General features: G+C 60.7%; 21 protein-coding genes and 1 pseudogene. 14 read left to right on the plus strand and 8 right to left on the minus strand.

Features of this window, described 5'->3' with window-relative positions; translation table 11 throughout:
- The first annotated feature begins 115 nt into the window (after nucleotides 1-115).
- Together FIV38_RS13625 and FIV38_RS13630 are read left to right on the plus strand one after the other, a co-directional pair.
- A complete protein-coding gene (locus FIV38_RS13625; RefSeq protein ID WP_029292689.1) occupies nucleotides 116-856 on the plus strand; it encodes a DUF599 domain-containing protein in 741 nt (246 codons plus the stop codon).
- Complete coding sequence (locus FIV38_RS13630; protein ID WP_092234650.1) at nucleotides 853-1,254, plus strand: MAPEG family protein; 402 nt, start codon at nucleotides 853-855, stop codon at nucleotides 1,252-1,254. The genes FIV38_RS13625 and FIV38_RS13630 overlap by 4 nt, the downstream gene beginning before the upstream one ends.
- Before the next feature lie 74 nt (nucleotides 1,255-1,328).
- Here the strand turns inward: FIV38_RS13630 and FIV38_RS13635 are convergent, their stop codons facing one another.
- Entirely contained in the window at nucleotides 1,329-1,580 is a 252-nt protein-coding gene (locus FIV38_RS13635) for a hypothetical protein (RefSeq protein ID WP_029292691.1), read from the minus strand.
- Between the two features lie 158 nt (nucleotides 1,581-1,738).
- Between FIV38_RS13635 and FIV38_RS13640 the strand changes: the two genes are divergently transcribed.
- From FIV38_RS13640 to FIV38_RS13655, 4 genes are all read left to right on the plus strand, one after another.
- The gene (locus FIV38_RS13640; protein WP_092234653.1) at nucleotides 1,739-2,215 is read left to right on the plus strand and encodes a PaaI family thioesterase; all 477 of its coding nucleotides are present in this window, start codon (nucleotides 1,739-1,741) and stop codon (nucleotides 2,213-2,215) included.
- A complete protein-coding gene (locus FIV38_RS13645) occupies nucleotides 2,212-2,676 on the plus strand; it encodes a PaaI family thioesterase (protein WP_092234656.1) in 465 nt (154 codons plus the stop codon). The genes FIV38_RS13640 and FIV38_RS13645 overlap by 4 nt, the downstream gene beginning before the upstream one ends.
- Before the next feature lie 89 nt (nucleotides 2,677-2,765).
- Entirely contained in the window at nucleotides 2,766-4,670 is a 1,905-nt protein-coding gene (gene htpG, locus FIV38_RS13650) for a molecular chaperone HtpG (RefSeq protein ID WP_092237345.1), read from the plus strand.
- Between the two features lie 112 nt (nucleotides 4,671-4,782).
- Nucleotides 4,783-5,511, plus strand: coding sequence for a dienelactone hydrolase family protein (locus FIV38_RS13655; protein ID WP_092234659.1), 729 nt, complete (start codon nucleotides 4,783-4,785; stop codon nucleotides 5,509-5,511).
- A gap of 97 nt (nucleotides 5,512-5,608) precedes the next feature.
- Here FIV38_RS13655 and FIV38_RS13660 read toward each other — a convergent pair whose 3' ends face one another.
- Together FIV38_RS13660 and FIV38_RS13665 are read right to left on the minus strand one after the other, a co-directional pair.
- Nucleotides 5,609-6,475 carry a pirin family protein gene (locus FIV38_RS13660; RefSeq protein ID WP_092234662.1) on the minus strand — a complete coding sequence of 289 codons (867 nt, stop codon included), beginning with the start codon at nucleotides 6,473-6,475 and terminating at the stop codon, nucleotides 5,609-5,611.
- Between the two features lie 64 nt (nucleotides 6,476-6,539).
- Nucleotides 6,540-6,956: an OsmC family protein gene (locus tag FIV38_RS13665; RefSeq protein WP_092234665.1), complete on the minus strand. Its 417-nt coding sequence runs from the start codon at nucleotides 6,954-6,956 to the stop codon at nucleotides 6,540-6,542.
- A 140-nt stretch (nucleotides 6,957-7,096) separates the two neighbouring features.
- On the opposite strand from FIV38_RS13665, the gene FIV38_RS13670 reads away from it, so the two are divergent.
- The 4 genes and pseudogenes from FIV38_RS13670 to FIV38_RS30940 all read left to right on the plus strand — a co-directional run bounded on the left by FIV38_RS13670 (nucleotide 7,097) and on the right by FIV38_RS30940 (nucleotide 10,398).
- Entirely contained in the window at nucleotides 7,097-8,101 is a 1,005-nt protein-coding gene (locus FIV38_RS13670; RefSeq protein ID WP_029292703.1) for an amidohydrolase family protein, read from the plus strand.
- A 67-nt stretch (nucleotides 8,102-8,168) separates the two neighbouring features.
- On the plus strand, nucleotides 8,169-8,633 hold the full coding sequence (locus FIV38_RS13675) for a DUF3859 domain-containing protein (protein WP_092234668.1): 465 nt from the start codon (nucleotides 8,169-8,171) through the stop codon (nucleotides 8,631-8,633).
- A 139-nt stretch (nucleotides 8,634-8,772) separates the two neighbouring features.
- Nucleotides 8,773-9,543 (plus strand): annotated as a pseudogene (locus FIV38_RS30935) (MCP four helix bundle domain-containing protein); the annotation flags it as partial.
- The gene (locus tag FIV38_RS30940) at nucleotides 9,535-10,398 is read left to right on the plus strand and encodes a methyl-accepting chemotaxis protein (RefSeq protein ID WP_405045201.1); all 864 of its coding nucleotides are present in this window, start codon (nucleotides 9,535-9,537) and stop codon (nucleotides 10,396-10,398) included. The pseudogene FIV38_RS30935 and the gene FIV38_RS30940, both read left to right, overlap by 9 nt.
- A gap of 175 nt (nucleotides 10,399-10,573) precedes the next feature.
- Here FIV38_RS30940 and fabB read toward each other — a convergent pair whose 3' ends face one another.
- From fabB to FIV38_RS13705, 5 genes are all read right to left on the minus strand, one after another.
- The gene (gene fabB, locus FIV38_RS13685; RefSeq protein ID WP_092234675.1) at nucleotides 10,574-11,794 is read right to left on the minus strand and encodes a beta-ketoacyl-ACP synthase I; all 1,221 of its coding nucleotides are present in this window, start codon (nucleotides 11,792-11,794) and stop codon (nucleotides 10,574-10,576) included.
- Between the two features lie 11 nt (nucleotides 11,795-11,805).
- Nucleotides 11,806-12,321 carry a 3-hydroxyacyl-[acyl-carrier-protein] dehydratase FabA gene (gene fabA / locus FIV38_RS13690; RefSeq protein WP_010211704.1) on the minus strand — a complete coding sequence of 172 codons (516 nt, stop codon included), beginning with the start codon at nucleotides 12,319-12,321 and terminating at the stop codon, nucleotides 11,806-11,808.
- 248 nt (nucleotides 12,322-12,569) lie between these two features.
- Nucleotides 12,570-14,471, minus strand: a complete 1,902-nt coding sequence (locus FIV38_RS13695) for an ATP-binding protein (RefSeq protein WP_092234679.1) — start codon at nucleotides 14,469-14,471, stop codon at nucleotides 12,570-12,572.
- Entirely contained in the window at nucleotides 14,468-15,400 is a 933-nt protein-coding gene (locus FIV38_RS13700) for an ABC transporter substrate-binding protein (RefSeq protein WP_235861007.1), read from the minus strand. The genes FIV38_RS13695 and FIV38_RS13700 overlap by 4 nt, the downstream gene beginning before the upstream one ends.
- A gap of 1 nt (nucleotide 15,401) precedes the next feature.
- Nucleotides 15,402-17,522: a TonB-dependent receptor plug domain-containing protein gene (locus tag FIV38_RS13705; RefSeq protein WP_092234746.1), complete on the minus strand. Its 2,121-nt coding sequence runs from the start codon at nucleotides 17,520-17,522 to the stop codon at nucleotides 15,402-15,404.
- 195 nt (nucleotides 17,523-17,717) lie between these two features.
- On the opposite strand from FIV38_RS13705, the gene FIV38_RS13710 reads away from it, so the two are divergent.
- From FIV38_RS13710 to FIV38_RS13725, 4 genes are all read left to right on the plus strand, one after another.
- The gene (locus tag FIV38_RS13710; RefSeq protein WP_029292720.1) at nucleotides 17,718-18,743 is read left to right on the plus strand and encodes an NAD(P)H-dependent glycerol-3-phosphate dehydrogenase; all 1,026 of its coding nucleotides are present in this window, start codon (nucleotides 17,718-17,720) and stop codon (nucleotides 18,741-18,743) included.
- Nucleotides 18,744-18,753: 10 nt separating this feature from the next.
- Nucleotides 18,754-19,101 carry a DUF4389 domain-containing protein gene (locus FIV38_RS13715; protein WP_029292722.1) on the plus strand — a complete coding sequence of 116 codons (348 nt, stop codon included), beginning with the start codon at nucleotides 18,754-18,756 and terminating at the stop codon, nucleotides 19,099-19,101.
- On the plus strand, nucleotides 19,098-19,547 hold the full coding sequence (gene sixA, locus FIV38_RS13720) for a phosphohistidine phosphatase SixA (RefSeq protein WP_092234749.1): 450 nt from the start codon (nucleotides 19,098-19,100) through the stop codon (nucleotides 19,545-19,547). The genes FIV38_RS13715 and sixA overlap by 4 nt, the downstream gene beginning before the upstream one ends.
- Nucleotides 19,548-19,770: 223 nt before the next feature.
- The gene (locus tag FIV38_RS13725) at nucleotides 19,771-21,438 is read left to right on the plus strand and encodes an AMP-binding protein (RefSeq protein WP_092234752.1); all 1,668 of its coding nucleotides are present in this window, start codon (nucleotides 19,771-19,773) and stop codon (nucleotides 21,436-21,438) included.
- Nucleotides 21,439-21,440 lie beyond the last annotated feature (2 nt).

Below are 21,440 nucleotides of genomic sequence, written 5' to 3' on the forward strand. Positions count from 1 at the left end.
TTGCCAGCGATAGCGGTATATCGGTCGGCCTGATACTGACTGAAAGGACGCCATCGCCGGTAAGCCAGCGCCCACATTGACCGAGTTAGCCAGCCCTATTGTTCAGAGGACCCGCATGTCGTTCGTCGAAGCCAACCTGATTCACTTGCTTGCCGCGCTATGGTTTGTCATCTGCTGGGGCGGCTATACCCGCTACGCCAGCTGGAAAGCCCGGGACACTGCTTGTCTTGCCAGTGTGTTGCACCTGTATCGCGAGGATTGGATGCGCCGCATGCTCCTGCGGGACAACCGCATCGCCGACGCCAGTGTGATCGGTAACCTGGAGCGCAACGCCTCGTTCTTCGCCTCCAGTACCCTGATCATCCTCGCCGGTATCCTCACCGTGTTGGGGGCTTCGGAGCGCGCGGTATCGCTGCTGGCGGACATTCCCATGGTGCAACAGGCATCCCAGGGCATGTCGGAGATCAAGCTGCTGTGCCTGGCCCTGGTGTTTGTCTATGCCTTCTTTACTTTCAGTTGGTGCATGCGCCAGTACAACTTCGCGGCGATCCTGATTGGCTCGGCGCCGATGGTCGGTGAGCGTCACGTCTCCGAGCAGGAGCGCAAGGCGTTTGCCTCGCGGGCGGCGCGGGTGATCTCGATGGCTGCCAACCAGTTCAACTTCGGTCTGCGCTCTTATTACTTCGGCATGACCATGCTTGCCTGGTTTGTCAGCCCCTGGCTGTTCATGCTGATGAGCAGCGGGGTGGTGCTGGTACTGTACCGGCGCGAATTTCATTCTGACGTTCTGGAGGTGATGGTCTATACCCCTACAGAGGCACCGATGCCTGAAGCGCCCAAGGAGGCAATATCGTGAGTATTCCGTTCTGGTGTGTATTTATCAGCGCACTGCTGATTTTCGTGGCGCGCATGCCGGTGGGCAAGGCCATGAAAGAGCAGGGAGGGTATGACAACCACCTTCCACGCCACCAACAGGCGCAGTTGACCGGCTTCGGCGCGCGGGCAGTGGCTGCGCATCAAAACAGTTTTGAAGCTTTTATCTTGTTTGCGGTGGGAGTCTTGATGGCTCATACCACCCAGACCCAGGGCTACCTGATTGACTGGCTGGCGATCATCTTTGTGATTGCGCGGGTAATCTATCTGGCCTGCTATTGGGCCGACTTGGCCTGGCAACGCAGCCTGGTGTGGTTGGTGGGGTTGCTGTGCGCACTATTGTTGATGGTTAGTCCTACATTTCGCACTTTGCTGATCTGATAAAAGTCCCGCACAAAGTAAAGCCCGCTATGTAAGCGGGCTTTCTTTTGCAACATGGTATTTAAACCGCGGTATCAGGAACCGGTTGCAGGTGTAGCTGGAGCAGCTTCTTTAGCGGCGGCTGCGTCAGATTCAGCTTGGGCTTTGGCGGCTTCGGCGTTTTCTTTTGCAGCGTCGTTCACTTTATCCTGAGCTTCGCTCATTTTTTCTTGAGCTTGTTCAGCATGCTGGTTGGCATCCTGAGCTTTGTCCTCGGATTTTTTATCGCAGGCAGCGAGGCCAAGGGCGGCAGCCAACATCAAGGAAACAGCGAAAGTCTTGCGCATGGGGTGTTTCTCCTTATTGAAGATATCTACTGGCCTTTCGAGCATGGGGTGCCTGCATTAGTTCCTTTAATCCCACAGATATATAAGACGTTTCGCCAAGGAACTTTCTTCCGGGGTATTTCTTTCGCCGGATCACTACTAATAAGAGTCTTTATCCAATGACCGATAGCCCCCTTTTAGAGCGTGCCGCACGGTTTGTCTCGGCCCTGCGTCACTGTCAGGTGCTGGGCATCGAGGTGCATGATGCGAACGCCGAGGGCATGACCCTGCGCTTGCCCTACAGCCCGCAGATCGTCGGCGATCCACAAACCGGGATCATCCATGGCGGCGCCTTGACCTCGCTGATGGACACGGCTTGTGGCATGGCAACCCTGTGCGTGTTGCCGGAGTTCGAGGTCTGCCCGACCCTGGATCTGCGCATTGACTACATGCACCCGGCCGAACCCCACAAGACGGTGTTCGGCTTTGCCCAATGTTATCGAGTGACCAGCGACGTGATTTTCACCCGTGGTTTTGCTTACCAGGACGACCCCCAGCAGCCGATTGCCCATGTGGTGGGTACGTTCATGCGTATGGGCAAACGGTTGAAGGGTACCCAGGGATTGGGCAGCAGCATCAAGGGAGAACAGGCATGACCCATCAATTCAAGACCCGGATGCAGCAGGCCCACCAACGCGGCGACTATAAGGCGTTGCTCGAGCTGATTCCCTACGCCCGACTGATCGGCGTCGAGTGCACGCGCCTGGGGGATGAGTTGTTGTTCCGCATGCCGGCCAACAAGGACAATATTGGTAACCCGATATTGCCGGCTATCCATGGTGGCGTGATCGCAGGCTTTATGGAGTTGTCGGCGGCCTTTCATCTATGGGTGGCCACGCAGGCCCCGGGGGTTGAAAAAGGCCTGCCCAAGATCGTCGATTTTTCCCTGGATTACCTACGGGCCGGGCAGTTTCGCGACACTTACGCCACCTGCCAGGTATGGCGTCAGGGACGGCGTGTGGCCAATGTGGCAATCACCGCCTGGCAAAGCACCCCGGCCGAGCCTATCGCCACCGCTCGTGCGCATTTCAAGATTCAGGAGCAGGGCCACCCTTGAAATCCTGGTCTTAGCCCCCAACTTTGATGACAACCCGCCGCCAACCCTCTCGGGCGCGGCCACTGCCATCCAATTGGAGTTTGATGACCATGAGTGTGGAAACTCAAAAGGAAACCCTGGGCTTCCAGACCGAGGTGAAGCAGCTGCTGCACCTCATGATCCATTCGCTGTATTCCAACAAGGAAATCTTCCTTCGCGAATTGATCTCGAACGCCTCTGACGCTGTCGACAAATTACGTTTCGAAGCCCTGTCCAAGCCTGAGTTGCTGGAAGGTGGCGCGGAACTGAAAATCCGTGTGAGCTTCGACAAGGACGCCAAGACCGTCACCCTCGAAGACAACGGCATCGGCATGAGCCGTGAAGACGCGATTACCCATTTGGGCACCATCGCCAAATCCGGCACCGCCGATTTCATGAAGAACCTCTCGGGCGACCAGAAGAAAGATTCGCACCTGATCGGCCAGTTCGGTGTGGGCTTCTACTCGGCCTTTATTGTTGCCGACAAAGTTGAAGTATTCAGCCGCCGCGCCGGTCTTGATGCCAGCGAAGGCGTGCACTGGTCCTCCAAAGGCGAGGGCGAATTCGAAATCGCCACCGTTGATAAGGCTGACCGCGGTACCCGCATCGTGCTGCACCTCAAGGCCGGTGAAGACGAATTCGCCGATGGCTGGCGCCTGCGCAACATCATCAAGAAGTACTCCGACCATATCGCGCTGCCCATCGAATTGCCGAAAGAACAAGCGGCTGTCGAAGGCGAGGAGGCCCCAGCCCAGGAATGGGAAGTGGTCAACCGCGCCAGCGCCCTTTGGACCCGTCCGCGCACTGAAGTGAAGGACGAGGAATACCAGGAGTTCTACAAGCACATCGCCCATGACTACGAAAACCCGCTGAGCTGGAGCCACAATAAGGTTGAAGGCAAGCTGGAATATAGCTCGTTGCTGTACGTCCCGGCCCGTGCTCCGTTCGACCTGTACCAGCGCGAAGCGCCCAAGGGCCTGAAGCTGTACGTACAGCGCGTATTCGTGATGGATCAGGCGGAGTCCTTCCTGCCGCTGTACCTGCGCTTTATCAAGGGCGTAGTGGACTCCAACGACCTGTCGCTGAACGTGTCGCGGGAAATCCTGCAGAAAGACCCGATCATCGACTCCATGAAGTCGGCGTTGACCAAGCGTGTGCTGGACATGCTGGAAAAGCTGGCGAAGAACGAGCCTGAGCAATACAAAGGCTTCTGGAAAAACTTCGGCCAGGTCATGAAAGAAGGCCCGGCGGAAGATTTTGCCAACAAGGAAAAAATCGCCGGCCTGCTGCGTTTTGCCTCGACTCAAGGTGAAGACGGCGAGCAGGTTGTGTCCCTGGCCGAGTACCTGGCGCGCGCCAAGGAAGGTCAGGACAAGATCTACTACCTGACTGGCGAAACCTACGCCCAGGTCAAGAACAGCCCGCACCTGGAAGTCTTCCGCAAGAAAGGCATCGAAGTGCTGCTGCTGACCGACCGCATCGACGAGTGGCTGATGAGCTATCTCAGCGAGTTCGACGGCAAATCCTTTGTCGACGTGGCCCGTGGTGACCTGGACCTGGGTAACCTGGATTCGGAAGAGGACAAAAAAGCCGCTGAAGAAGTGGCCAAGTCCAAAGAAGGCCTGGTTGAACGCATCAAGACCGCCCTGGGCGATGCTGTCAGCGAAGTGCGGGTTTCCCACCGTCTGACCGATTCCCCGGCGATCCTGGCCATCGGCGAGCAGGACCTGGGCATGCAGATGCGCCAGATCCTCGAAGCCAGCGGGCAGAAGGTGCCGGATTCCAAGCCGATCTTCGAATTCAACCCGGCTCACCCGCTGATCGAGAAACTCGACGGCGAGCAGAGTGAAGAGCGCTTTGGCGACCTGTCGCACATCCTCTTCGACCAGGCGGCCCTGGCTGCAGGGGATAGCTTGAAAGACCCGGCAGCTTATGTGCGCCGACTGAACAAGCTGTTGGTTGAACTGTCGGTTTAACAACGCTGCAAGAAAACCCCGCTTCGGCGGGGTTTTTCGTTATGGCTCTGCTGTAGGCGCGAGCTTGTCTCCTACAGGGAACCGCGTTAATCCATTCTCACTGGAGTAAATGATGAGCCAAGTCACCGTGCGTTCCGTGGTCTATCAGATTGATGGCCAGCCTTATGAAAGCCGCCTGGCCTTCGACGCCAGCCACAAGGGCCCGCTGCCGGGCCTGTTGATGGCGCCGAACTGGATGGGCGTCAGCGCCGGCGCCGAAGAGATCGCCAAGGCCGTAGCCGCCAAGGGCTATGTGGTGTTGATCGCCGATCTGTATGGGCAGCAGGTGCGCCCGTCCAATGGCGATGAGGCCGGGGCGGCGATGATGCCGTTGAAAAATGACCGTGGGCTGCTGAACACGCGCATGCAGGCGGCCTTTGAGCAACTGCAAGGCCAGGTCGAAGCCGCTGTCGATACCTCGAAGCTGGCGACCTTTGGCTTCTGCTTTGGCGGTTGCTGCGCTTTGGAGCTGGCGCGTACCGGTGCGGCGTTGAAGGCTGCGGTGTCGTTCCATGGCACCCTGGATACGCCAAACCCGGCGGACGCGAAGATTATCAAGGGGGCAGTGCTGGTGTTGCATGGTGCGAGCGATCCGTTGGTGCCCAGGGAGCAACTGCCTGCATTTGAAGATGAGATGAACGCGGCCGGTGTCGATTGGCAATTGCTCAACTACGGCGGCGCGGTGCATTCGTTCACCGATCCCCATGCCAATGTGCCGGGCAAGATGATGTACGACGCCAAGACGGCTGGTCGGGCGTTCCAGGCGATGCATAATTTGTTGGATGAAGTGTTCGGGGGCTGAGTCTTCAGCGCCTGTCAGGGCCTTATCGCGGGCAAGCCCGCTCCCACATGTTGATTTGTGAACACCATAAGTGTGGGAGCGGGCTTGCCCGCGATAGCTACCTCACAGGCAACTCAATTCTCCCGCTTTCCCCCGGCACCGTCGGCCAATCCCCGGCCGCCCAGCGCTGACGCGCCTGTTCGATCAACGCCGGATCACTGGCGACAAAATTCCAATTGATCCGCCGTGGCCCGTCCAGCGGCGCGCCACCGAAGATCACCAGGTGGCATTCGGTCTCGGCAAACAGCGCCATGCTCTGGCCTGCCGGCAGCACCACCAGGCTATGGGCCTGCACCGGTTCGCCGTCCAATTGCGCATCACCGTCTAGCACGTACACCGCCCGTTCCTCATGTTCATCAGGAATCAGCAGGGTGGTGGCGGTTTGCATATGAACCTCGGCATACAGCGTCGGCGACAGCACGGGCACCGGTGACTCCAGGCAGAAGCCACTGCCGGCGATCAAGCGGATCGTCACGCCGAGGTTGTCGCTGACCGGCAGGCTGGTGGCGGGGTGATGGCTGTAATGCCCCGGGCCCTGCTCATGGGCCTTGGGCGATGCCAGCCACACCTGCAGGCCGTGCAGGTTGAAACCCTTGGCCTTGAGCGCGTCGGGCGTGCGTTCGACGTGGGCGATGGCGCTGCCCGCAGTCATCCAGCTGACATCGCCGGCCTGCACCACTTGGTCGGAGCCGAGGCTGTCCCTGTGCAGCAGTTCGCCTTCAAACAGGTAGGTGAGGGTCGACAGGCCGATATGCGGATGCTGGCGGATATTCATGCCGCTGCCGGGCGCGTAGCGGGTCTGGAGCATATGGTCGAAAAACACGAAGGGCCCCACGCTGCGGCACTCTCGCGAGGGCAGCGGGCGCAGGATAGGTTGGCCTTCGACATCTTCTGGGCGCGGGCGGATCACGGTCACGGTGGTCATGGAGCATCCCTGTCTGAGCGGGTTCGTAGGGCTTGAGCATAACCCGCCAGACAGGGAACCGGTGTTATTGGCTGAATGCACCTTCGGCGAGCTGGGTCTCGATGTTGATCTCGGCGGTGGTCATCAGTTTGTGCACCGGGCACTTGTCGGCCACGCGATGCAGTTCAGCGCGCTGCTCGTCGGTGAGCACGCCCTTGAGGGTCAGCTTGACGTTGAGCTTGTATTTGCCCTTTTGCTCCTCGCTGCTGTCATGGGTCACTTCCACGGTCACGCCAGTCAGGGGGATGTCTTTTTTCTGTGCATACAGTTTGACGGTCAGGGCTTTGCACGAGGCCAGCGCGGCGTCGAAGTAATCGTGGGGCGAGGGCGCCGAGTCGTCGCCACCCAGGCTCTTGGGCAGGTCGGTAAACATCTCGTGGTTATTGATGTTGACGCTATGGCGAAAGTTCTCGGTGTTCAGCGTGTTGACGATAACGGGCATGGTAAACCTCACAAGGTGGCAGGATGAACGTCATGCAGTTATAGAGCATGCTGGCATCGGAGTGTTCCGCGTTTTTTGCCGGATGAACCCTGGCAAGTCACCGGCGGTCTACCTCACTTAACCTGGATTGAGATTTTATCGTGCCCTGGACCCACCTGACCCTTGCCCTCTTGCTTAGCGCCAGCAGCCTGGCCGTGCACGCCCGCGACTATGCCTACAGCGACGCGCACCTGCATTACGTCGACTTCTTCCAGGAGACGGCAGGCATGGACAAGCTGCTCAAGGCCATGGCGGCCAATCGCATCGAGCATGTGATGATTTCCGGCGTGCCCGTGGCAAAGAAATGGCATGAAGACGAGCCCAAACGCCCGCGCTATTACGCCGGTGATGACGCGGATGCCTATTGGTACAGCGCCACCGATGTGATCGTGGCCGCTGCGGTCAACAAGCTGACCGCCGAACAGCGCCAGCATTTCCATCCGTTCCTCAGCGGCTTCAACCCTAACGACAAGAACTCCGAGGCCCATATACAGCGCATGCTCGACCTCAATCCAGGGCTGTGGCAGGGCATCGGTGAAGTCTTCACCCGCCACGATGATCTAACGGCACTGACCTCCGGCGACACGCCACGGGCCAATAACGAGGCCATGACGCGGATTTATCACCTGGCCGCCGAGAATGACCTGCCGGTGCTGGTGCATTCCAACATCACCTCCAAGCGCGAGCGCAATCCTCTGTATCTGGCAGAAATCGAAGAGCCGCTGCGCAATCATCCGCACACCCGGTTTATCTGGGCCCATGCCGGCACCAGCATGGAGATCCACCGGCACCAGACGCAGCTGGACTTCCTGCTGCCGACCCTGAGCCGGATGCTGGAGGCCTATCCCAACCTGTACGTCGACCTGTCCTGGAGCGTGCTCAACCCCTATTTGCTGGATGAGGCGGGAAAGCCCCGGCCGGAGTGGCTGGAGCTGGTAGAGCGGTTCCCGGAGCGCTTTATGCTGGGGTCTGATGTTGTAGGGCGGTTCAACAAGCTGGGTAAGGAAATGCGTAGCTTCAATCCTTTCCTTGATGCCTTGCCTGAAGACGTTGCGCGAAAAGTTGCGCGGGACAATTTCCTCGCGATTTTGCCCAAGGCGCGCTGATCGGGTTTGTCATCGTCCCGTCATACCGGTGTCATAAGCTCCCGCCATCTCACTCAAGGAGCCCACTATGCACCTCACCCGTTTAAGCGCCCTGGCGGCATTGATGATGATCAGCGGCCTGGCCAGTGCCGAAGTCCGTATCGAAGGCCCGGTGGAATTCGGCGTGTTTGAAGGACCCAAAGCCGAGCTGCAGTCGGGCGAGCGCGTATTGCGGCGCAGCAACGAACAGATCCAGGCCACCACCGAGGTGCCGGCCAAGCTGGGCACCAAGTTTGGCCTGCGCTACCAGTTGCTGGGCAAGGGCGCCGAAGATACCCCGCTGACCTTGCTCTACTTCACCCCCGGCATCCGTACGGCCGACGGCCAGCGCCATGACAAATTCGAAGTGACCCAGAAACTGGTGCCCGGTGCGCCTCAGGACGTGATGGCCTATGAGTTCACCGAAAGCCACGAAGTGGTGCCGGGCGAATGGCGATTCATGGTGTTCCAGGGTGACCGCTTGCTGACCCAGAAGAGCTTTACCGTGCGCTGAATCGCTACAGTCATGCAGTCGTTGGATAAAGGCGTTTTGATATCGCGTTTTCGTCTTACGCAAAAAGTCGAAGACGCCGATACCTTTCATGAGCAACCCGCTGCAGGTGGATGCAGCGCTCTTGAAAGGAATCAGCGCAATGAGTATCAGAAGTCTCAATATCGCTCCGCGTGCAGGCCTGGGTTTTGGATTGTTGGCGTTGATGGTGTTTGTGCTGGGCGGGTTCGCCTTGATGCAAATGGCCAATATGCGCGAGCAATCGGACCAGGTGGAAACCAACTGGCTGCCCAGCGTGATGGCCGTCGGCGAAATGAATCAGGACCTGCTGCGGGTGCGGGCCTTGACCTTGCGTCTACTGGTCAACCGCGACCCGCAGGCGGTGGCGCAGAATGAACAGAAAATCAGCGATATCAAAAAGCAGCTGCACAACGCGCAGTCGCTGTATGACGCGCTGATCGTCCTGCCCCAGGAGCGAGTGCTGTTCGACCGCTTCAAGGTCGAGGAGCAGCAATACCTGCAACGCCAGGAGCAGGTCATGGCGTTCTCCCGGCAAAATCAGGTGGAGGAGGCGATCAAGGTGGTCAACGGCGAGATGAATCATCTGGCCGATGCCTTGGCCGGCACCCTCGGCGAACTGGTCACACTCAACAAGGACAGCGCCAACCAGGCGGCAGACTTGGCCCAGCGGGTATTCAGTCAGTCGCGAATCTGGGTGATCGGCATGATCGCCGTGACCGCGCTGATTACCATCGCCCTGGCCGTTTTGTTGACCCGCAGTATCGTGTTGCCACTGGCGCAGTCGGTGAGGGTCGCCCAGGGGGTCGCCAGCGGCGACTTGACCGGCGAGATCACCGTCAGCGGCAAGGACGAGCCAGCGCGCCTGCAACAGGCGCTCAAGAGCATGCAGGAAAACCTGCGCGAGACGATCCGGCGCATTTCCGACTCTTCCAACCAACTGGCTTCTGCTTCCGAGGAACTCAGTAGTGTCACCGAAGACGCCACCCGTGGCCTGCACCAGCAAAGCCAGGAAATCGAACAGGCCGCCACGGCGGTCAACCAGATGACCGCAGCGGTGGAGGAGGTGGCCAGTAACGCAGTAGCCACCTCACAGGCCTCGCGGGAGTCCGATCGCATTGCCCAGCACGGGCGCGAGCAGGTGCACCAGACGGTGTTGTCGATCGAGTCCCTGGCCGACGACGTGACTGCCAATGCCACCCAGGTCGAGGACTTGGCGCAGAAGGTGTACGGCATCAGCAAGGTATTGGATGTGATTCGCTCCATTGCCGAACAGACCAATCTGCTGGCGCTGAATGCGGCGATCGAGGCGGCGCGGGCGGGCGAGGCCGGACGGGGTTTTGCGGTGGTCGCCGATGAAGTGCGGGCCCTGGCCCATCGCACCCAGCAATCGACCCGGGAAATCGAGCAGATGATCGGCGGGATTCAGCAGGGCACCGATCAGGCCGTCAGTTCCATGCAACAGAGTAATGGCCGGGCACGTGCGACCCTGGACATCGCCAAGTCAGCAGGCACTGCGTTGGAGGAGATTGCCTCGGCGTTCACCCTGATCAACGAGCGCAACCTGGTGATCGCCAGCGCGTCGGAGCAGCAGGCGGCGGTGGCGCGGGAAGTGGACCGCAACCTGATGAATATCCGCGACCTGGCGATGCAGACATCGGCGGGCGCCAATCAGACCAGTGCGGCGAGCCATGAGTTGTCGCGGTTGGCGGTGGACCTCAACAGTATGGTGGCGCGGTTTTCGGTGTAGGGCTGAAGATCGCCATCGCAGGCAAGCCAGCTCCCACATTTGACCGCGTTGGAATGCGATCAATGTGGGAGCTGGCTTGCCTGCGATGAAGGCGACACGGTCCAGCATTAACCCCACCCAATAAAAAACGCCCCGAACCAGTCGGGGCGTTTTCACATGTACAACCTGCGGGGTATTACTTACCCTGCCAGCGTTTCAGTACCAAGGTGGCATTGGTGCCACCAAAGCCGAAGCTGTTGCTCATGACCGTGTTGATGGTGGCATCTTCACGGGTCTTGGTCAGGATCGGCATATCAGCAACGGCTGGGTCCAACTCTTCGATGTTGGCCGAGCCCGCCATGAAGTTGCCTTCCATCATCAGCAGGCAGTAGATCGCTTCGTGAACGCCAGCGGCGCCCAGGGAGTGACCCGACAGGCTCTTGGTGGAGCTGATAGCCGGAGCCTTGTCGCCGAAGACCGCACGCACGCCTTCCATTTCCTTGGAGTCGCCCACCGGAGTGGAGGTGCCATGGGTGTTCAGGTAGTCGATGGGTGTATCGACGGTGGCCATGGCCATCTGCATGCAACGAATGGCACCTTCGCCGCTTGGCGCAACCATGTCGTAGCCGTCGGAAGTGGCGCCGTAGCCGACGATTTCCGCGTAGATCTTCGCGCCACGGGCCAGGGCGTGTTCCAGCTCCTCGACCACGACCATGCCGCCGCCGCCGGCGATGACGAAACCGTCACGCTTGGCATCGTAGGCACGGGAGGCTTTTTCCGGGGTTTCGTTGTACTGGGTGGACAGTGCGCCCATGGCGTCGAACAGGAACGACTGGCTCCAATGTTCTTCTTCACCGCCACCGGCGAATACGATGTCTTGCTTGCCCAACTGGATCTGCTCGACAGCGGTACCAATGCAGTGGGCACTGGTGGCGCAGGCGGAGGAGATCGAGTAGTTCACGCCCTTGATCTGGAATGGAGTGGCCAGGCACGCGGAAACGGTGCTGCCCATGGTCCGCGTGACGCGGTACGGGCCAACGCGCTTGACGCCTTTCTCGCGCAGGATGTCCAGCGCTTCCATCTGGTTCAAGGTCGACGCGCCGCCGGAGCCAGCGATCAGGCCGGTGCGCACGTTGGATACCTGGTCGTCGCTCAGGCCGGAGTCGGCGATTGCGTCTTTCATGGCCAGGTAGGCATAAGCTGCGGCGTGGCCAACGAAGCGATAGATCTTGCGATCGATCAGTTCTTCGAGGGGGAGGTCGATGGAGCCGGAAACCTGGCTACGCAGACCCATTTCGGCATATTCCGGGTTGAAGCGGATGCCAGGGCGACTTGCACGCAGGTTAGCGGAGACGGTCTCTTTGTCATTGCCCAGGCACGAAACGATGCCCAGACCAGTGATAACGACGCGGCGCATGCGGATAACCCTTAAAAGTTGTCAGTGGAAGTAAACACGCCGACGCGAAGGCCTTCGGCGGTGTAGATCTCGCGACCGTCGACGCTCACCGAACCATCGGCAATGGCCAGGTTCAGCTTGCCCTTGAGGACGCGCTTGATCTGAATGTTGTAGGTGACTTTCTTGGCGGTCGGCAGGACCTGGCCAAAGAACTTCACTTCGCCCGAACCCAGGGCGCGACCGCGGCCCGGCAGGCCTTGCCAGCCAAGGAAGAAGCCGACCAGTTGCCACATGGCATCAAGGCCCAGGCAGCCCGGCATGACCGGATCGCCTTCGAAATGGCAGGCGAAGAACCACAGGTCCGGGGTGATATCCAGCTCGGCGACCAATTCACCTTTGCCGTACTTGCCACCCTCTTCGCTGATATGGGTGATGCGATCCACCATCAGCATATTCGGGGCGGGCAGTTGCGCGTTACCTGGGCCGAACAGCTCACCGCGACTGCAGCGCAGCAGGTCTTCCCGGGTAAAGGCGTTTTGTTTGGTCATGCGAGCTCCTCAATAATCCCATGCGGCAGGGCCGGGTAAATCTTCCCGACCGACTGAAGCGTGCTTGCCTCACGTCGGCAGCCTACAGGTAGACTATTGCGTTGTAGTGAAAGTCACAGCATCAAGGACATGAATGTACACTTGTGCACTGAAATTTTAAACCGGACTTATTTATAGGCCCGCTTGGGTGCCTAAGACTGCCGCACTTTCGTCTTTCACGCCAGTCGCAGTTGGCTGATGGTGCCCATCTAATGCACCCAGCGTTGCAGGATTTGCTGCAAATCCGTGCGTTTGAACGGCTTGGCCAGGTAATCGTTCATTCCTGCGGCCAGGCATGCCTCGCGATCACCCTGTAGCGCGTTGGCCGTCAGGGCAATGATCGGCAGGTCGGCGCAGCCGGGCAACTGGCGGATCTGGCGTGTCGCTTCATAGCCGTCGATCACCGGCAGCCGGCAGTCCATCAGGATCGCCGTGAAAATCAGGCTTTCGGCGCTGCGAATCGCTTCGGCGCCATCGGTGGCGATGCTCACCTCGAACCCCAGGCTACGCAGCATGGCTTCGACCACGGTGCGGTTGACCGGATTATCCTCCACCAGCAACACATGGCGGCCTTCACCGGCGCTGGCTTTGTGCTGGGTGTCCGGGGCGATCTGCGGCAGGCTCTGCTGGTAGATCGCCAAGGGGATTTCCAGGGTGAACACCGACCCCAGGCCTTCCTCGCTCTGGGCACGCAAGGTGCCGCCCATGCGCTCGGCCAGGGTGCGGGCAATCGGCAGGCCCAGGCCGGTGCCACCGTAACGCCTGGAGATAGAACTGTCCGCCTGCTGAAAGGCGTCGAACATCAGTTCCAGGCGCTCGGCCGAGATGCCAATCCCTGTGTCGCGTACCGTGCAGGTAAACCACAGCAGCTCATGGTCCAGGGTCTGCCAGTTGGGCTCGACGCTGACCGTGCCTTGCTCGGTGAACTTCAGCGCATTGCCGATCAGGTTCACCAGGATCTGGCGGATCCGCGTCGGGTCGCCCTGTACGCGCAAAGCTTCCATGCCCGGCGGGATCGACAATTCCAGGGCCAGCCCGCGTTGTATGGCGCTGTGCTGGAAGGACTGGGCGCAACTGTTGATCAGGTCCACCAGGTTGAACGGAATATGCTCAAGCTCCAGGGCTGAGCGTTCGATACGCGAGAAGTCGAGGATATCGTTGATGACTTTGAGCAGGTGTTCGGTGGACTCCGAAGCCAGTGCGGCGTACTCGGTCTGCTCGTCGGTCATGGACGTGGTTTCGAGCAATTGCAGCATGCCCAGTACACCGTTCATAGGTGTGCGCAGTTCATGGCTCATCATCGCCAGGAAGTCGGACTTGGCACTGTTGGCGCGCTCGGCCTCTTCCCGTGTCTGGATCAATTGGGCCATGGCCTGCTGCTGCTCACGGCTGGCGTGGTGCAGGCCTTCGGCGAGGTTGTTGATGTGCCGTGACAGGTCGCCCAGCTCGGAGTCGTCGACAATCGGCAGTGGGGTCTTGTAGTCCCCCTGCTGGATCGCCTTGACCGCATTGCCCATGGCGCTGATCGGTTGCGACAGGCTGGCGGCCAGGCGCCGTGCCAGCAGGAAGGTAAAGAGCAGGGCAAACAGTGCGAGGATTGCGGCCTTGAAGAGGATTTCCTGTTGGCGCTGGCTGAAGGCGTCATTGGACATGCCGACGATCACCCGGCCCAGATAGTCGGCCCGTGGCGCCTTGGGTTGCGCGGTGCTGTCCTGGAAAAAGTCGTTGCCCAGCTGGATATGCTGCAGGCGGATCGGCGCCTGGAAGATCTTTACCGACAGCGAGCGGTCGTGCTTTTCCGAGGGCTGCTCGACGTACACCAGGATGTTTTCTGCGCTGTCCTGGATTTCCAGGAAGCGCACATGGGGCGTGGCCAGGGTGGCCCGCAGCAGGCTGTCGAGCACGTCGTTGTTGCCCGAAATCACGCCGTACTCGGTGGCCGGGGCCAGTTGGTTGGCGATCAGTTGGCCGGTGTGGTCCAGTTCCTGGCGCAGATCCTGGATCCGCACGAAGGTAAAAAAGCTGATTAAAAGCAAGGTCAGCAACAGGGCCGGGCCCAGGGTGATGATCTGAGTACGGGTGTTGATATCCCAACGGCGACGCAAGGTCATGGGTGTTTCTCCCCTTCGGCCAATCGGGTCGCGACGGCGGTTTCGTCCACCTGTTCGATTCCCAGCGAGCGCGCCACTTGCGGGTTGCCCACGACTTTGAAGTGATCCGGGTACAGCGAGCGCGGCCAACCGGCCTGCGGGCGATCGAGCAGGCGGTCAAGCACATTCAGCCAGTCGGCCTGGTCGCTGTAGGTGCTGGCCAGGCTGCCGGCCCGCACGAAGCCGGCGTTGGGCCCGATCAGTGGCAATTGCCTGGCGTAGCTGCTCAACAGCAGGTTTTTCACGGTTTTGGGGTTGTACAACTGCGGATCATCCAGCCCTAGCAACACATCGCTGTTTTTGAACAGGCTGAGCAGCGGGCGGCTGTCGTTGATGTTGTCCCAGTGCTGGGCGACGATTTCCAGGCCCAGGGCCGCCGCATGCTGGCGCAGCTCCGGCAGCAGGAATTCGCTATCGCTGCCGTACAGCACGCCAATGCGCCGGGCCTGGGGCAGGATATTGGCGATCAGGCGCAACTGCCGGTCCACCGGCGGGTCGCTCCACAACAGGCTGATCTTGGCGGGCACATGATTGCCCAGGCGCTCGCGGGCTTGCAGGCGGCTGGTGCGCAGCACCAGCGTCGCCGGGCCCTGGGTGTCCTGCAGGCGCCAGTCGAGGCTGGGCAGGTCCAGCAGGATCAGGCGGGTGCTGCCCGGCAGTTGGCCGGGGGCGGGCATGTCTGGCAGGGCCTTGAACGTGACGCTGTCGGCAGGACGTTGCTCGCGCAGGGCCTGGGCGAAGGCCTGTACACCGGGGCCATCCTCGGCGGCGGTCAGCAGGATTTCGGCGCTCCACGCGGGCATGGCCAATGCCAGGCTGGCAAGCAGCAGGCAGCGGCGCCAGAACCTGGCGCCAAAGAGGGCGCTCATCCTTGACTGGGCAGGGTTCATGTCAGAACTCTAACTCGGCACTGAAGTAGAGCACATGGCGCTGGTCGTAGTTATTGTCGAGCTGGGTGGTGGGCTGGTGGTCGAGGCGTTGTTGCAGCATGCCGGCCAGCTCCAGGTTGGCCTTGCCCAGGGCGATGCGTTTGGCGACCCGCATGTCGACCCGTTCAAAGCGATATTGGTTGAGTGCATCGTTGCCATAATAGAACAGCGCACTGGACCAGCCATGGCCCCATTCGCGCATCCAGCCCGCCGAACCGCTGTTGCGCGCGGTCTGTTGCCGGTCCAGCGGGTTGCTGGCGTCGGCATCCACATAAGCATAGGTCAGGCGCAGGCGGTCGGCGGTACTCAGGTGCCAGTCCAATTGGGTCTCGGTACCGGTAAAGCGCGAGCTGTTGCTGTTGCTGGCGATGTATTGGTTATTGCGCAAGGGCTCGCTGATCATGCCGGTGATTTCGTCATAGAACAGTTTGACGTCGACGTTCAGCCCGATATCGGCAAAAAAACCGTTGTAGCCCAACTCCCGGGAGCGCATCAGCTCTTTGTCGAGATCGCCCGGGCCCCGGGTCTTGACGAAATACTGGCCGACGTTCTGCCCGTAGGTGGGGGAGCTGAGGTTCGTGACCTTATAACTCCAGTTGACGTTGTTCTCGAACATGTCCGGCGAGCGGATGGCTTCGGAGTACACCGCGCGCAACCCGTGGCGCGGGTTGATCAAGTAGTTGACCGCGACCCTTGGCGTCAGCGAGTTGCCGCTCAGGTCGGTGTTTTCGTACATCGCCCCACCCTGCAACAGCCAGTGCTCGCTGGCGCGCCATTCCAGGTGGCCGAACAGGCGCCAGGTGGTGTCGTCCAGCCGGCCATTGAAGTAGGTGTCGGAGTCGGCGCGGTCGTAGCGGTAATTCATGCCGCTGACCAGGCGCAGGCTGTCGGACAGGCTCAGGGTGTCCTGGATTTCCAGGTCGTAGCGGCTTTCCTTGGTGCTTTGGTCGATGTTGCCGCAGACACTTTCCTTGCCGCCGTTATTCCATTGTTTCAGGACTTCTTCGGCCAGCGCCTGCTCTGCTGCGGAGCCTTGCGGGGGCCTACCGTTTTCATAGTCCTTCATATGCCGCGCCAACTTTTCAGCGTAGTTGGGGTTCATTTGCCACAGTTGCGTCAACTCCGGGCTGAACGAGACCTTGGCATCACAGGCCGTCCAGACCTGGCGGCGATCCCATTGCTGCGCCGAACCCTGGATATACAGGCTGTGGTCGGGGTTGAAATCGAAGTTCCAGCGCAGGGATGCGGCGTAGTCCTTGGCGCTGACGTCGGAATCATTGCCACCATCGGTAATCCCGGCAAACACCGGCTTGTAGGTATACGGCCGCTGGTTGGTCCCTTCCTTGGCGTTGATTTGCCAGTCGATGCTCTGCTGCTGGTCGAGGGTCTGGCTGACCTTCAGGCTGAAGCGGTTGAGGCGCCGGCTATCGCGGTAATCGGCGCCCACGCGGTCGCTGTCAAAGCCGTCGTCCTGTTGCCCGGACAGCGATAGCCGCAGGTTGCCGGTGTCCCAGCCCAGGCCCTGGCTGGCATACCAGTCGTTGATCCCGCGCTCGCCCCGGGTCATTTTCATCCGCGTGCCCAGGCTGTTGGCCGGCGAGCGGGTGAGGATATTGACCACAGCCATCAGCGAATTGGCCCCGTAGCTGACGGTATTGGGCCCACGGAACACCTCGATTCGCTCGATATCCTCCATGGCTACCGGAATATCGCTCCAGTCCACGGTGGCGAGGCCGGCGCGGTACACCGAGCGGCCATCGATCAGCACCTGCATGCGCCGGGCTTCGCTGGCGTTGGTGCCGTGATAATTGACGGCAGCCTGGTTGCCCGAGGTGTAGCCCACCATCATCCCGGGCACCAGGCGCAGCAACTCGGCGATATCCCGTGCGCCGCTGGCCTTGATCAGCTCGCTGTCGATCACCGTCATGCTGCCAGGCACCGCGGCGGCCGACTGCTTGAGTCGGGTCGCCGTGAGGACTTGGGGTAGCGGCTGGTTGTCGAGGAACAGATCGTCGGCCAGCAACGGCGTGCTGACCAACAGCGCCAGCAACAGAGATGAACGAGGAGGAGGGCCCAAATACACGGAACGGCCTTGATAATTGCGGATAGCCGCCCATGTTAACTGAGGCGGGCGCTTTTGCCAGTCGGCGCTATCGCAATTACTGTGGTCTATTCGGCCATTTTCCGACAATCGCGGGAAATTACGGAAGGGCTGGCCGCCATCGGGCCGGCCCGTATAATGCCGCCATCGCCACTGCTATGGATTAACGGATTGCATATGACTGAACAGCGCCCAATTGCGGTCCTGGGAGGCGGAAGTTTTGGTACCGCCGTGGCTAATCTGCTGGCCGAAAACGGCCATCAGGTCCGTCAGTGGATGCGCGATCCTGAACAGGCCGAGGCCATCCGGGTCAACCGCGAAAACCCCCGTTACCTCAAGGGCATCAAGATTCATCCGGCCGTTACGCCGGTCACGGACCTACAGGCCACCCTGGATGATTGCGACCTGTGCTTCGTCGCGTTGCCCTCCAGCGCTTTGCGCTCGGTGCTGGCGCCCCATGCCGAACGGCTGGCGGGCAAGATGCTGGTCAGCCTGACCAAAGGCATCGAGGCCCAGACCTTCAAGCTGATGAGCGAAATCCTCGCGGACATCGCTCCCCAGGCCCGCATCGGTGTGCTCTCCGGGCCGAACCTGGCGCGGGAAGTGGCCGAACACGCCCTGACCGCGACCGTGGTCGCCAGTGAAGACGAGGCGCTGTGCGAACAGGTACAGGCCGTGCTGCATGGCCGGACCTTCCGCGTCTACGCCAGTGCCGACCGCTTTGGCGTGGAACTGGGCGGCGCGTTGAAAAACGTCTACGCCATTATTGCCGGCATGGCGGTGGCCCTGGGCATGGGGGAAAACACCAAGAGCATGCTGATCACCCGCGCGCTGGCGGAAATGACCCGCTTTGCGGTCAACCAGGGCGCCAACCCCATGACCTTCCTTGGCCTGGCCGGGGTGGGCGACCTGATCGTCACCTGTTCGTCGCCGAAAAGCCGCAACTACCAGGTGGGCTTTGCCCTGGGCCAGGGTTTGAGCCTGGAAGATGCCGTCACCCGCCTGGGTGAAGTGGCCGAAGGGGTCAATACCCTGAAAGTGCTGAAGGCCAAGGCCCAGGAAACCGGGGTCTATATGCCGTTGGTCGCCGGCCTGCACGCGATCCTGTTCGAAGGGCGCACCTTGAACCAGGTCATCGAGTTGCTGATGCGTGCCGAACCCAAGACTGATGTCGACTTTATTTCCACCAGTGGTTTCAACTGAGGAACGCGCGATGAACGATCCCAAAGCAGCACCCAAGTATGAATCTATCGTCCTGCGCATCCTGTGGATGCTGGTGTTTGCCCTGGTCTGGCAAGTGGCGCAGTTTATCCTCGGCGCGTTGGTGGTGGTGCAGTTGATCTACCGCCTGATCTACGGCGCACCGAACCTGGGCCTGATGAACTTTGGCGACAGCCTCAGCCAGTTCCTTGCGCAGATTGGCCGTTTTGGCAGCTTCCACAGCGAGCAGAAACCCTGGCCCTTCGCCGATTGGCCAACCCCGCGCGCCCCGGAGGGCGAGGCCGCCCACAGCGTGCCGCCGGCCCCGCACCCGGTGCGCGATGAAGAGCCCAAGCTATGAAGCTGTGGGTGTTGCGCCACGGTGAAGCCGAGTCCCATGCTTCCAGCGATGCCCAACGCAACCTGACCGAGCATGGTCGCCAGGAGGTGCTGCATAGTGCCGCACACCTGATCGGCCAGCCCATCAGCGCGATCATCGCCAGCCCTTATGTGCGGGCACAACAGACCGCGCAACTGGTGCGCGAAGCGTTGGGGTTTGTGCCAGAGATCCGCACGGTGCCGTGGCTGACGCCAGACGGCAACCCCCTGCAAGTGCTGGAAAAACTCGATACCGATGACAATGTGCTGCTGGTCAGCCATCAACCGTTGGTGGGCAACCTGATCAGTTTTCTGCAGCACGGGCACCAGCGCCAGCCCCAACCGATGCACACCGCCAGCCTGGCAGAGCTGGAAGGGAATTTTCCGCTGGCGGGGCTGATGAGCCTCAATAGCGTCAAAAACCCCTGATTGTTCAGGCACGACACAATCAACTGTGGGAGCGGGCTTGCTCGCGAATACGGTGTATCAGCCAATGAATAGAGTGGCTGACACTGCGCATTCGCGAGCAAGCCCGCTCCCACACTTATTTGTGTTGTGTCAGTAAGGAACTTGCAGTGCTCCTTTGTGCATGGAATAGTCCACCAAGCAAGTGCTTGGTTGGCTACCGTCGGAACACACAGGAGCGCGTCCCATGTCTGTCGCTTTTCGTTTGCCGCTGCAGGTTTTCTTTGAACGTGAGGCGCGCCATCCGCGCCAGCGCTTCCTGGTCCAGCCCATTGGCGGTGGCGAGGTGCAGACCCTCACCTGGGGCGAAGCCGGTCACCAGGCCCGTTGTGCCGCCCATTGGCTGCGTGCGCGGGAACTGCCCCAGGGTTCGCACATTGCCCTGATCTCGAAGAACTGCGCGCACTGGATCATCGCCGACCTGGCGATCTGGATGGCCGGGCATGTCTCCGTGCCGCTGTATCCCAACCTTACCGCCGACTCCGTAGCCCATGTGCTGGAGCATTCCGAGGCGGCGTTGGTGTTTATCGGCAAGCTTGACGACTGGCCTGCCATAGCGCCGGGCATCAAGCCTGGGCTGGCGACCATCAGCCTGCCTTTGTGCCCCAAGGGCGAATTCGACTTCACCTGGGCCGACCTGCAAGCCAGTTCGCCGATTCAGGATGACCCCGCGCCTGCGGCGACAGACCTGGCCACCATCATCTACACCTCCGGCACCACGGGTCTGCCCAAAGGCGTGATGCACACCTTCGGCGGCCTGGCGTTTGCCGCGACCCGGGGCACCGAGTTGTTCGGCCTGGGGGAGGGGGATCGCCTGCTGTCCTACTTGCCACTGTGCCATGTGGCCGAGCGCATGTTTGTCGAGATGGCCGCGGTCTATACCGGGCAAACGGTGTTTTTCGCCGAAAGCCTCGACACCTTCCTTACCGACCTGCAACGCGCCCGGCCCACGGCGTTGTTTGGTGTGCCGCGGATCTGGACCAAATTCCAGATGGGCGTGTACGGCAAAATCCCGGAAAAACGCCTGGACCTGCTGCTGCGCCTGCCGTTTGTCGGCAAGCGTGTCGGCCGCAAAGTCCTTGCCGGCCTTGGGCTGGATGCGGTGCGGGTAGCCCTGTCTGGGGCCGCACCGGTACCCGAGGCGCTCCTGCGCTGGTACCAGCGCCTGGGCCTGGATGTGCTGGAGGTGTATGGCATGACCGAAAGCTGTGGCTATTCCCATGTCTGTCGTCCTGGCCAGCAGAAGATCGGTTGGATCGGCCTGCCGTGCCCGGACGTGGAGGTGCGCATCGACCCGGCCGGAGAGGTCCAGGTGCGTAGCGGCGCGACCATGCTCGGTTACTTCAAGGACCCACAGAAGACCGCCGAGACCCTCACCGAGGACGGTTTTCTGCGTACCGGCGACAAGGGCGAGCAGGATACCGAAGGCCGTTTGCGCCTGACCGGGCGCCTCAAGGAAATTTTCAAGACCAGCAAGGGCAAGTACGTCGCGCCGGCACCCATCGAAAACCGCCTGGCAGAGCACGGGCGTATCGAACAGGTGTGCGTGGTTGGCGATGGCCTGAGCGCGCCGATGGGCTTGTGCGTGCTGTCTGCGGTGGGCCAGCAGGAGGCCGCCGGCGAGGCCCGGCAATCCTTGCACGCCAGCCTGGAACGCTTGCTGGAAGAGGTTAACCAGGTGCTGGATAAGCACGAGCGCTTGCGTCAACTGGTGGTGGTGAAGGACAGTTGGGCGGTGGAAAACGGCTTTCTGACGCCGACCCTGAAGATCAAACGCAACATTATCGAGTCAACCTACGGCCCACAGTTCCAGGCCTGGAGCGCGCGCTCCGAGGCGGTGCTGTGGCAGGATTGAGC

The organism is Pseudomonas proteolytica (assembly GCF_007858275.1).
Lineage (GTDB): Bacteria > Pseudomonadota > Gammaproteobacteria > Pseudomonadales > Pseudomonadaceae > Aquipseudomonas > Aquipseudomonas proteolytica.